Source organism: Arthrobacter sp. P1_B3, from assembly GCF_056406615.1.
The window spans coordinates 1-649 of record NZ_JBFTZV010000075.1 but is presented as its reverse complement, the minus strand read 5'-3'; the positions used below and the strand labels follow the sequence as shown (position 1 = coordinate 649).

Here is a 649-nt window from a genome sequence, read left to right as displayed (position 1 = left end):
ACCATGAAAACCACACCGCACACCAGCCACACCCCAAGGGGCACAACCAGAGCAACGGCACAGATCCAGGTTCATATTCTTGGAAATTGCTTCTTATAAAAGATGCTCGCGTCCACTATGTAGTTCTCAAACAACAACCCCGTACCACACACCCCACACACGCCCCGCCCCAAAAGACAGGAACAACCGTATGATCGGTGCAGCCAGGAAACCAGAAACACAAGTCCCACACCACAACCACGCACCCCCCCAAAGGAAGAGCAACGCGGCCGCGCCMTGGTCCTGTTGYCTCAGGACCCAACAGTGTGCCAAACACTACCCGGCAGTTCATTCCGGCGAGCGTTCCAGGACACYCTCAAGAGAGCATCCGTACTTGCTGCCGGCCTGTGCCGCCAGGCACCTATTTGCTGATATTCCACCCGTGAGCACCCGCCGCAGAACAATCGTCTGCGCAACGGGCGTTACTCCTGACAACCCCTCCACACCCGCATACACGGGGCAAGGTGACTGTAGGTGCTCCTTAGAAAGGAGGTGATCCAGCCGCACCTTCCGGTACGGCTACCTTGTTACGACTTAGTCCCAATCGCCAGTCCCACCTTCGACAGCTCCCTCCCACAAGGGGTTAGGCCACCGGCTTCGGGTGTTACCA

The 649-nt window shown here is 57.6% G+C and carries 1 rRNA gene; it reads right to left on the bottom strand.

Going from position 1 to position 649, the window contains the following annotated elements:
• Window positions 1-524: 524 nt before the first annotated feature.
• A 16S ribosomal RNA gene (locus AC1D2F_RS23920) occupies window positions 525-649 on the bottom strand; the annotation flags it as partial.